This window comes from Kitasatospora sp. NPDC058965, from assembly GCF_042741245.1.
GTDB lineage: Bacteria > Actinomycetota > Actinomycetes > Streptomycetales > Streptomycetaceae > Kitasatospora.
The window spans coordinates 1-10114 of the sequence record NZ_JBHYKG010000301.1 but is presented as its reverse complement, the minus strand read 5'-3'; the positions used below and the strand labels follow the sequence as shown (position 1 = coordinate 10114).

10 protein-coding genes are annotated in these 10114 nt (G+C 72.9%); 8 read left to right on the top strand and 2 right to left on the bottom strand.

Annotated elements, in window-relative coordinates:
- The 3 genes from ACFW1A_RS33175 to ACFW1A_RS33165 all read left to right on the top strand — a co-directional run.
- The coding region (locus tag ACFW1A_RS33175) for a phosphopantetheine-binding protein (protein WP_380415586.1) at positions 1 to 1510 on the top strand (1510 nt) is incomplete at its 5' end.
- A 53-nt stretch (positions 1511 to 1563) separates the two neighbouring features.
- Positions 1564 to 2466: a proline iminopeptidase-family hydrolase gene (locus tag ACFW1A_RS33170; RefSeq protein ID WP_380415583.1), complete on the top strand. Its 903-nt coding sequence runs from the start codon at positions 1564 to 1566 to the stop codon at positions 2464 to 2466.
- 104 nt (positions 2467 to 2570) lie between these two features.
- Positions 2571 to 3530 carry an ACP S-malonyltransferase gene (locus ACFW1A_RS33165; RefSeq protein ID WP_380415581.1) on the top strand — a complete coding sequence of 320 codons (960 nt, stop codon included), beginning with the start codon at positions 2571 to 2573 and terminating at the stop codon, positions 3528 to 3530.
- A 51-nt stretch (positions 3531 to 3581) separates the two neighbouring features.
- Here ACFW1A_RS33165 and ACFW1A_RS33160 read toward each other — a convergent pair whose 3' ends face one another.
- A complete protein-coding gene (locus tag ACFW1A_RS33160) occupies positions 3582 to 3830 on the bottom strand; it encodes a phosphopantetheine-binding protein (RefSeq protein WP_380415576.1) in 249 nt (82 codons plus the stop codon).
- A 116-nt stretch (positions 3831 to 3946) separates the two neighbouring features.
- Here ACFW1A_RS33160 and ACFW1A_RS33155 point away from each other — a divergent pair, with 116 nt between their 5' ends.
- Together ACFW1A_RS33155 and ACFW1A_RS33150 are read left to right on the top strand one after the other, a co-directional pair.
- Positions 3947 to 5503 carry an AMP-binding protein gene (locus tag ACFW1A_RS33155; protein ID WP_380415571.1) on the top strand — a complete coding sequence of 519 codons (1557 nt, stop codon included), beginning with the start codon at positions 3947 to 3949 and terminating at the stop codon, positions 5501 to 5503.
- Between the two features lie 162 nt (positions 5504 to 5665).
- Positions 5666 to 6283: a hypothetical protein gene (locus ACFW1A_RS33150; RefSeq protein ID WP_380415569.1), complete on the top strand. Its 618-nt coding sequence runs from the start codon at positions 5666 to 5668 to the stop codon at positions 6281 to 6283.
- Positions 6284 to 6287: 4 nt separating this feature from the next.
- On the opposite strand, the gene ACFW1A_RS33145 is transcribed toward ACFW1A_RS33150, so the two are convergent.
- A complete protein-coding gene (locus tag ACFW1A_RS33145) occupies positions 6288 to 6767 on the bottom strand; it encodes a MarR family transcriptional regulator (RefSeq protein ID WP_380415567.1) in 480 nt (159 codons plus the stop codon).
- Between the two features lie 276 nt (positions 6768 to 7043).
- Here ACFW1A_RS33145 and ACFW1A_RS33140 point away from each other — a divergent pair, with 276 nt between their 5' ends.
- The 3 genes from ACFW1A_RS33140 (at position 7044) to ACFW1A_RS33130 (ending at position 10046) form a co-directional block, all read left to right on the top strand.
- Complete coding sequence (locus tag ACFW1A_RS33140) at positions 7044 to 7796, top strand: DUF899 domain-containing protein (protein ID WP_380415565.1); 753 nt, start codon at positions 7044 to 7046, stop codon at positions 7794 to 7796.
- A gap of 61 nt (positions 7797 to 7857) precedes the next feature.
- On the top strand, positions 7858 to 8058 hold the full coding sequence (locus ACFW1A_RS33135; RefSeq protein ID WP_380415563.1) for a hypothetical protein: 201 nt from the start codon (positions 7858 to 7860) through the stop codon (positions 8056 to 8058).
- Between the two features lie 248 nt (positions 8059 to 8306).
- Positions 8307 to 10046, top strand: coding sequence for a putative Ig domain-containing protein (locus ACFW1A_RS33130; RefSeq protein ID WP_380415561.1), 1740 nt, complete (start codon positions 8307 to 8309; stop codon positions 10044 to 10046).
- Positions 10047 to 10114 lie beyond the last annotated feature (68 nt).

Genomic DNA, 10114 nt, shown 5'->3' with positions numbered 1-10114 from the left:
CGCCAACACCTACCTCGACGCCCTCGCCCACCACCGCACCCACCACGGACACCCCACCACCGCCCTCGCCTACGGCCTCTGGAACACCAACGCGGGCCTGAGCGCGTGGCTGGGTGAGGCCGACCTGCAGCGGCTCACCCGCCAGGGCCTGCCGGCGCTCAGCGTCGAGGAGGCGCTCGGGCTGTTCGACACCGCGCTGGCCACGCCGCACCCGGTCCAGGTGCCGCTGCACGTCAACCCCGCCGCCCTGCGCACCCGCACCGACGAACTGCCCGCCCTGCTGCGGGGCCTGGCACCCGCGGTGCGGCGGCGCAGCGCGAAGGGCGCGGCCGACCCGGCAGCGCTGCGGCGCCGGCTGGCCGGCCTGGGCGAGCCCGAGCGCGAGGAGGTGCTGCTGGAGCTGGTGCGCACGCTGGCGGCCGGCATCCTGGGGCACGCGGGCGCGGCCGAGGTCCACCCCGAACGCGACTTCCTGGAGGCCGGGTTCGACTCGCTGGCCTCGATGGAGCTGCGCAACGGCCTGAACGAGGCGACCGGGCTGCGGCTGCCCCCGATGGTGGTCTTCGACAACAAGAACCCCAACGGCCTGGCCGGCTACCTGCGGTCGGTGCTCGACAGCCAGCAGCCGAGCGAGGACGGCTCGACCCCGGTGGAGGTGACGGCCGGTGAGACGCTGACCGACATCTTCCGCGGCGCGGTGCAGTCGGGTCAGACCAAGCGGGGCCTGGAGCTGCTGCGCGCGGTGGCCGGGATCCGGCCGCGGTTCGCCTCGGCCGCCGAGTATCCCGGGGCCCCGGGCCCGGTGCGGCTGCTGGACGGTCCGGCCGGCCCGCGCCTGCTCTGCCTGAGCTCGCCGATGGCGACCAGCGGTGCGCTGCAGCACAAGCGGGTCGTCTCGCACCTGAGCACGCCCCGGCCGGTGTACGCGATCCCGATGGCCGGCTTCCACCCGGGCGAGTCGCTGCCGGACTCGCCGGAGGCGGCGATCGACCTGCTGGCGGCCACCGTGCTGAAGGCGGCCGAGGGCGAGCCGTTCGTGCTGATGGGCTACTCGGCGGGCGGCATCTTCGCGCACGCCACCGCCCGGCACCTGGCCGAGACCGCGGGGGTGCGGCCGGCCGGCATGGTGATGCTGGACACCTACGAGGTCAACGACCTGGGCGGCGGCCCGGTGGAGCAGCTGTTGGAGGGGATGTTCCACAAGGAGGGCGCGTTCGGCGGCTTCGACTCGACCCGGCTCTCCGCGATGGGCGGGTGGGGCGGCCTGATCCCGCACCTGGACCTCGGCCCGCTGGACGGGGTGCCCGGCCTGCACATCCAGTGCATCCGCTCGTTCTTCCCCGAGGTGCCGGACGCCGAGCCGGACGCCGAGTGGATCTCCCGCCCGTGGAACCCGGAGTACACCCTGGTGCCGGTCAAGGCGGACCACTTCAGCCTGATCGAGGAGAACGCCGCGCTGCCCGGCCGGGCCATCGAGGAGTGGCTGACCGGCCACTGGCCCGCCGCCTGAGGCGCCGTCGCACCGCCGTCCCGAGCCAGAACCCCGCAAGCAGAAGGAGAGTCATGCCGCCCGCACCGAGCGCCAAGGGAACGGTGCCCTTCGGTTCCCACCAGACCTGGTTCCGCGTCACCGGAGACCTGAGCAGCGGCCGGCCCGCGCTGGTCCTGGTGCACGGCGGACCGGGCAGTACCCACGACTACCTGCTCAACCTGGCCGAACTGGCCGACCAGGGCTGGCCGGTGGTCCACTACGACCAGATCGGCAACGGCGGCTCCAGCCACCTGCCCGGTGCCGGGCCGGAGTTCTGGACCCCGGAGCTCTTCCTGGACGAGCTGGACAACCTGCTGCGCACCCTGGGCATCGCGGACAACTACGTGCTGCTCGGCCAGTCCTGGGGCGGGCTGGTGGTGGCCAAGCACGCCGCCGCCCGCCCGGCCGGCCTGCGCGGCTTGGTCATCGCCAACGCGCCGGCCTCCTACCCGCTGTGGCTGTCCGAGATGAAGGTGCTGCGCGACCAGCTGCCGCCCGGGGTGAACGAGACCCTGCTCGCGCACGAGGCGGCGGGCACCACCGGCAGCGACGAGTACCACGCGGCGATGCGCTTCTTCTACGAGAAGCACGTCTGCCGGCTCAACCCCTGGCCGCGCGACTACCTGGCCTCGTTCTACGAGATCTACAACGACCCGACGGTCTACTTCACCATGAACGGGCCGAGCGAGTTCCACGTGGTCGGCACCCTCAAGGACTGGGGGGTGATCGAGGACTGCCCGCGGATCGCGGTGCCCACCCTGCTGCTCTCCGGCCGCCACGACGAGGCCACCCCGGTGACCGTGCAGCCGTTCCAGGACCTGATCCCCGAGGTGCGCTGGCACATCTTCGAGAAGTCCAGCCACCTGCCGCACCTGGAGCAGCCGGAGGAGTTCCGCGCCGTGCTGCTGGAGTACCTGGAGTCCCTGGTCGCCTGAGCCCGTAGGGGCCGCTAGGGGTGCCCGGGGCCGACCGGCCCCGGGCATCCTGGCGACGGCCGACGCGCGCTTGAGCGCACAACCCCCGGAGGGAACGAAGAGCGATGGCAACCGAGCAACGCGCGGGCGAGGCGACCGCGATCGTCTTCCCGGGAATGGGCCCGTGCCCGTTCTCGGAGGTGGCGAAGTTCATGCTGATCAATCCGGCCGCCCGGCGCCTGGTCGGGATCGCCGACGAGGTGCTCGGCTACGACCTGGTGGAGCGTTTCCGGACCTCCGAGGGCGACTATTCCGAGGCCGCCCAGGTGGCATTCATGGTGAACTGCCTGGCGCTCGCCGAATGGGCCGAAGAGGCCCACGGAATGCGCACGGACTACGTGGTGGGTCCGAGCTTCGGCGAGAAGGCGGCGGCCGTCTGGTCGGGCGCGCTCTCCTTCCCGCAGGCGGTGCGGATGACCGCCGACTGGGCGGTGGCGCTGGAGGAGTACTTCGCCCGGGAGCACACCGAGATCGTGGTGCAGTCGTTCGCCCGGGTGCCGCGCGAGCAACTCGACCTGCTGCTCGGCGAGCTGACGGCGCAGGGGGAGTGGTACGACATCGCCTGCCACGTGGACCACGACTTCTACATGATCTGTGTGCGGGAGGGCCTGCTGGACTCGCTGCAGCAGCGGATCCGCTCGCTGGGCGGACTGCCGCTGTACATGATGCGTCCGCCGATGCACTCGGCCGCCTTCGCCCCGCTGCGCGAGCGGATGGCCGCGGAGGTCTTCGCCGGCCTGCACTTCACCGACCCGCGGATCCCGGTCGTCGCGGACCAGGACGGCACCGTGCTGACCAGCGCGGACGGCGTGCGCACGATGCTGCTGGACGGCTTCACCCGGGCCGTCAACTGGCCCAAGGCGGTGGCGGAACTGCGCCGGCTGGGGGTCGGCACGGTCTACGTCTCGGGCCCGGACAGCCTGTTCGGCCGGGTCGGGGTGACCACCCGCAGCTTCAAGGTGGTCCCGCTCAACCCGCGGGCCGCGCTGCGGCCCGGTCGCCGGCCGGCCACGGTCTTCGCCTGACCACGCGCGAGTGCCCTTCCGGAAGCCGGAAGGGCACTCGGGGGCGGGCGTTCAGGCGGCGGCGCGGATCTCGGCGAGGGTCCCCCAGAGGGCACCCGGGGTGGCGAAGGTCTCCAGGCTCAGCGCGTCGTCCAGGAACCGGACGCCGTACAGCTCCTCCAGCTGGGCCAGGAGCTCGACGGTCCCGAGCGAGTCGAGGCCAAGGTCCCGCAGATCGGTGTCCGCGGTGAGCGCCTCGTCGGCCCCGACGAACGGCAGGAATTTGCGCAGAAGGTCCTCGAACTGCTGGTCCCAGCTCATGATTTCGTCTCCCGGTGAGTCACGGTGCTTCCTGACTGCCAACGTAGGCGCGCCGCCGGGCGGGTGGCAACGGAGCGCCACCCTTATGCGACCCCTTTCTTTTTCGCGGAGGAAGAATGAACGAGACGCCCGACCCGGCGCTCTACCAGCGATTTCTGCGGGGCCTGGCCCGGTCGCCGCAGCGGCCCGCGATCCGGATCGGCCAGACCGCGGTGACCTACACCGAGGCGCACCGGCAGGCGCTGGCCTGGGCCGGCGCGCTGTCGGCCGGCCGGACCGGGCGACCGCGCGCGGTCGGCGTGCTGGCCGCCAAGGGGGTGACCGCCTACCTCGGCATCCTGGCCGGCCTCTACACCGGCGCCACCGTGGTCCCGTTGCACCCGGACTTCCCGGCCGGCCGGACCCGGCGGATGCTGGAACTGGCCGGCGTGGACGTGCTGGTGGCCGACGAGCAGGGCCTGGCCGCGCTGCGCGCCGGTTCGATGCCCGACCGGCCGATCCCGGTGCTGGTGCCGCTGTCCGACGCGGCCCACCCGTACCCGCGGATCGAGCTCGACCCGGCCCTGGCGCTGGCCGAGCCGCGCCCGGTCCGGGCCGAGGACACCGCCTACATGCTCTTCACCTCCGGCTCGACCGGCCGGCCCAAGGGCGTGCCGATCAGCCACGGCAGCACCCGGCACTACTTCGACCTGCTGGACGCGCGCTACGACTTCACCCCCGAGGACGTGTTCTCGCAGACCTTCGACCTCAACTTCGACTGCGCGATGTTCGACCTGTTCTGCGCTTGGGGCGCCGGTGCCACGGCGCACGCCGTCCCGGTGCAGGCCTACCGCGGGCTGCCGGCCTACGTCGCCGAGCACGGGATCACCGTGTGGTTCTCCACGCCGAGCGCGATCTCGCTGATCCGTCAGCTCGGCGGCCTGGAGCCGGGATCGCTGTCCGGCCTGCGCTGGAGCTTCTTCGCCGGCGAGGCGCTGCGCTGCCAGGACGCGGCCGACTGGCAGACGGCGGCCCCCGGTTCGGCGCTGGAGAACATCTACGGCCCGACCGAACTGACCGTCACCATCACCGGCCACCGCTGGGACTCCGACTCCTCCCCGGAGTTGGCGGTCAACGGGATCGTGCCGATCGGCGCGGTGCACCCGGGCCACGACCACCTGCTGCTGGCCGAGGACGGCAGCACCGCCGAGTACGAGGGCGAGCTCTGCATCACCGGGCCGCAGATGACGCAGGGTTACCTCGACCCGGCCGACAACGCGGGCCGGTTCCTGGAGCACGACGGGCGGCTGTGGTACCGCACCGGCGACCGGGTGCGCCGGTTGCCCGCCGACGAGCTGGCCTACCTGGGCCGGCTGGACGCCCAGGTGCAGATCCAGGGCTGGCGGGTCGAGCTGCCGGAGATCGAGCACGCGCTGCGCGGCTGCGCGGGGGTGCGCGACGCGGTGACGGTGACCCGGCCGGCCGAGGGCGGCGGGGTCGAACTGGTCGTGTTCTACACCGGCGAGGTGACCGCACCGGCGGCGCTGGCCCGCCAGCTGCGGCAGATCCTGCCGGCCGGGATGCTGCCGCGGGACTACCGCCACCTGACCGAGTTCCCGCTCAACTCCAACCGCAAGATCGACCGCGGTCGGCTGGCCGCGGAGGCGGCGGGCGTGCTGGTCGGCGCCGCCTGACCGTTCGTCTGCTGACCACTCTTCTGCGAGCAGGGGAGCGGCCGTGGTGCCGGGCCGAGTTGGCCCCGGTGCCACGGCCGTCGCCATTACTGAGAGTTGCGGTGGAGTAGGAGAGTCCGGTATTCGTTGGCGGCCACCGTCCAGCTTTCGTTAAGGATCGACGTGTCCATACCCCCCAACGAGGCCCCTCAGCAGCCCTACGGCGCGCCGCAGCAGGGCTACGGCGTCCCGCCGCAGCAGCCGTACGGCTACCCGGCCCCGCAGCCGACCGGCTCGAACGGCTTCGCGATCGCCGGTCTGATCCTGGCCTTCCTGTTCTTCCCGCTCGGCCTGATCTTCAGCATCATCGGCCTGGTCAAGTCGAAGAGCGCCGGCAAGGGCAAGGTCCCCGCGATCATCGGCCTCATCGTGTCGCTGCTCGCGACCGCCGGTACCATCGCGGGCATCGCGCTGGCCGTCTCGACGGTCTCCAAGGCCCTGGACAGCGGCTGCGTCAGCGCCACCTCCACGGTCACGACCTACTCGGACAAGATGAGCGCCGACGCCGGCAGCCCGGACGCGCTGAAGGCCGACTTCAAGAACGCGACCGACGAGCTGAACGCCGCCGCCGCCAAGGCCGGCAACGCCGCCGCCAAGAGCGCGATCAGCGCGCTGGCCGGCGACTACCAGCAGCTGTACACCGACGTCAGCACCGGCACCGCGCCCAGCGCCGACCTGCAGTCGAAGCTGGAGACCGACGGCCAGAAGGTCGACACCGCCTGCGGCCACATCGGCAGCTGATCCGTCAGTTCGCCCGTTCGGCCCGAGTGGCCACGATCTCCTGCATCCGCTCCAGGAAGCGCGAGATCGTGGCCACTTCCGTTTCCGGCAGTTCGCGCACGGTGGCCACCACCTGGCCGAGCAGCGGGCCGAAGAACGACCGGCCGAGGACGACCGCCCGTTCGTCGACCGCCAGCAGCACCCGGCGCCGGTCCCGGTCGTCCCGGGCCCGCCGGACGAGCCCGAGCCGCTCCAGCCGGTCCACCAGGGCGGTGGTGCCCGCCGAGTTGAGCCCCAGTTGACGGCCGAGCCAGCCGGGCGTGGCCGTGGTACCGGTCCGGGCCGCGTCCAGCAGGCAGATCAGCGCCCGCAGGTCGGTCGGGTGCAGGCCGTTGCGCTGGGCGAAGTCGGCGGTCAGCAGGTCCAGCTGCACGGTCAGCGCCCGGAGCTGGTGCGCCACGTGCAGGCCCGGCCCGGCCTCGTCGATCGGCTGTTCTGCTGCCACCGGGCGTCCGCCCCTTCCGCTGGACCGTCTGTGTCCGAGAACCTGACGCGCTTCCCGGCAGCCTACGACGCGCTGCCGTCCTGTCGGCTGGTGCCGGTGGAGCAACCGGACCCGGTCTCGCCCTGTGGGACGGCCCGGGACCGCGGGTGCGGGCCGGCACGGCGGCCCGGGCGCCGCGGGACGTCCCGGCGGGATCCGGCCCGGACCGATGAGTTCCGGCCGCCCCGGCGGTCCACCTCTGCGAAGGGTCCGTCGAGACACGTGGAGGAGAGGGCGATGAGCCTGCCCGAGATCGTTCCCGCCGAGCAGTGGCGGGTGGCGCGCGAGGCGCTGCTGGGCCGGGAGAAGGAGCTGCGCCGGGCGCAGGACGCGCTGAACGCCGAGCGGCGGCGGCTGCCGATGGTGCGGGTGACCGCGCCGTACCGGTTCGAGGGGCCGGACGGCCCGGTGGGGCTGCGCGACCTGTTCGGCGGCCGTCGGCAGCTGATCGTGCAGCACGTGATGTGGGACCCGGCCTGGGAGGAGGCCTGCCAGAGCTGCTCGGGGTCGGTGGACGAGTACTCCGACGGCCTGCTCGCGCACCTGGCGGAGCGCGAGACGCGGTTGGTCGCGATCGCCCGGGCGCCGTACGCGAAGATCGCCCCGTACGTGGCCCGGCGCGGCTGGACGCTGCCGTTCTACTCGTCGTTCGGCAGCCCGTTCAACTACGACTTCCACGTCTCGATCGACGCGGCGGTGCTGCCGGTCCGGTTCAACTACCGCGACCTGCCGGCGCTGGAGGAGGCCGGCCAGGGGTGGCTGGCCGGCGCGCCGTCCGAGCAGCCGGGGCTGAGCTGCTTCCTGCTGGACGGGGACGAGGTGTTCCACACCTACTCGACCTACGCGCGCGGCACCGACTTCGGCGGGGCGTACGGGTTCCTCGACCTGACGGCGCTCGGGCGGCAGGAGGAGTGGGAGGAGCCGAAGGGCCGGTACGAGGCGCCGCGGGTGTCGGCACCGGTGTTCGAGGCGCTGCCCGGCCGGGGCTGACCGCGCCCGGCCGTGTCCAACCGGGGATCCGGTCGTTGGGCAGCGCATGAAGAAGCGCAGCATGATGGCCTTTGCCTCCCTCGCCGTGGGCGTGGTGGCCTCCCTGACCGCTCCGGCCGCGCACGCGGACGCCCCCGCCGCCGCCGGACCCGCCGTCGGCGGTGTGGACATGGGCGCCAGCGGCAACCAGATCGGTCCGCTGAACCAGGTCAAGCAGGTGACCGGAGAGCTGGGTCCGGTGCTCGGGGAGCTGCCGCACTGAGCCGGCGCGCACCGCGGCGCCGACCGCCCGGCGGTGCGCGCCCGAGCCCGACCCGAGACCTGAAGCCCCCTCGGCCGCCGTTGCGGCCGAGGGGGCTTCGTCGTGCCTGCCCGCGGGCGACCGCCCCCGGTCCCGACCGGATCCGGGCTGTCCGGTTCCGGCCAGTGGCGGGTCGGGCCACAGACGGGCCACCCCAACTCCCTCTACGGTGCGGGTCATTCCTTTCCCCCACCGCTAAGGGACTCCCCATGCGAGATGGCACCGCACGCCCACTTTCGGCGCTGGCCGGACTGACCCTGGCGCTGGCCGGGCTCGGCCTGGCCGCCGTCCCGGCCCACGCGGCCGGCGGGTCGACCGGACTGACCAAGGCCTGCCACGACACCCGGCCCGGCCGGGCCAACTGCCAGGCCGTCGGCGTCAGCCGGGCCGCCGGCGCGGCCGCTCCGGCGGCTCCGTCCGGCTACGGGCCGAGCGACATCCAGGCCGCCTACCAGCTGCCCAGCGGCGGCTCCGGAGTCACCGTGGCCATCGTCGACGCCTACGACGACCCCAACGCCGAGCAGGACCTGGCGACGTACCGCAGCACCTACAACCTGCCCGCCTGCACCACCGCCAACGGCTGCTTCAGCAAGGTGGACCAGCGCGGCGGCAGCTCCTACCCGAAGGGGGACAGCGGCTGGTCGGAGGAGATCACCCTCGACCTCGACGCGGTCTCCGCCGCCTGCCCGGCCTGCCACATCGTGCTGGTCGAGTCGGACGACAACAACGACCCGAACCTGTACGCGGCCGACGACACCGCGGTCCGGATCGGCGCCAAGTTCGTCTCCAACTCCTGGAGCGACAGCGAGAGTTCGGGGCAGACCTCGGACGACAGCCACTTCAACAAGCCGGGCGTGCTGTTCGCCTTCGCCACCGGGGACAACGGCTACGGCGGCGGCACCCAGTACCCCGCCTCCTCCCGCTACACCCTGGCGGTCGGCGGCACCTCGCTCAACCGCGCCTCGAACAACCGTGGTTGGAGCGAGAGCGCGTGGAGCGGCGCGGGCTCCGGCTGCTCCGCCTACGACGCGCAGCCCAGTTGGCAGCAGTCGGTCGGCACCGGCTGCAACGGCAAGGCGAACTCGGACGTGTCGGCGGTCGCCGACCCGAACACCGGCCTGGCGATCTACGACACCTACAGCGCCCCGGGCTGGCAGAAGTACGGCGGCACCAGCCTGGCCACCCCGCTGATCACCGCGATGTACGCGCTGGCCGGCACCCCGGGCGCCAACGACAACCCGGCGTCCTACCCGTACGCGCACACCGGCGCGCTCAACGACGTGACCACCGGCAACAACGGCAACTGCGGTACCCAGGTGTGCAACGCCCGTACGGGCTGGGACGGTCCGACCGGCCTCGGCACCCCCGCCGGCGTCTCCGCCTTCACCGCCGGGAGCACCCCGCCGCCCACCGGTGTGACCGTGGCCAACCCCGGTGACCAGAACAGCACCGTGGGCGTCGCGGTGACGCTGAAGAACTCCGCCTCCGGCGGCACCGCGCCGTACACCTGGTCGGCCACTGGCCTGCCGGCCGGTCTGGCCGTTGACAGCAGCACCGGCACCGTCTCCGGCACGCCCGGCACCGCCGGCAGCGGCAAGGTGACGCTCACCGCCAAGGACAGCACCGGGGCGACCGGCAGCACCAGCTTCACCTGGACCGTCAGCAGTGGCGGCACCGGCGGCACCGTCACGGTGACCAACCCCGGTACGCAGTTCGGCTTCACCGGCTTCAGCACGGCGCCGCTGCGGATCGGCGCGACGGACAGCGCGGGCCTGGCGCTCACCTTCAGCGCGAGCAACCTGCCGCCCGGACTGACCATCAGCTCCGCCGGCACGGTGACCGGGACGCCGACCCGGGCCGGTAGCTACACGGTGACGGTGCGGGCCGCCGACAGTGCCGGCGGCACCGGCAGCACGAGCTTCAACTGGACCGTCTACCAGGCCTTCTAGCCCCTTCCCGGTCGGCGGACCGGGCCCTCCCCGCAGGACCCCGGTGCCCGACCCGGCCGCCCCACCGG